This window comes from Pseudoalteromonas sp. G5_S1_14_S5, from assembly GCF_054968605.1.
The window spans coordinates 1-343 of sequence record NZ_JBQKUM010000253.1; the positions used below are offsets into that span (position 1 = coordinate 1).

Annotated in this window: 1 protein-coding gene; it reads right to left on the reverse strand. The window is 44.0% G+C overall.

Features of this window, described 5'->3' with window-relative positions; translation table 11 throughout:
• The coding region (locus tag ACTRWI_RS22775; RefSeq protein ID WP_499133950.1) for an ISAs1 family transposase at window positions 1-343 on the reverse strand (343 nt) is incomplete at both ends.

Consider the following 343-nt stretch of genomic DNA (forward strand, 5'->3'; position numbering starts at 1 on the left):
CACCCAGTGCATTGACTCTATGCCCCAATGTTCTCTGACTGCCATAGCAGCTTGTTCTGCACTAAGCGCTTTGGAGCTGATGTAATAACGGTACTCTAGGTCGACAGATTTTCCTTTCTCAAGGCGAAAATTTTCAACCATTACAATGCTCTTTAAGCCTTTCCAGCGAGAGAAGTTACCTTCAAGTTTAGTACTGTCAAAAACATAGCATTGGCGAGACTCGATACGGCCATGTCCTTGCTCAAGAGAGATGTTATTTGTCACATTGGCTCGCTGAGAAGAGAATGCTTTTTCTATTGCTTGTCGGAGTTTTCCTTGGTTGCTCTTTACTGCAAGCAGATGG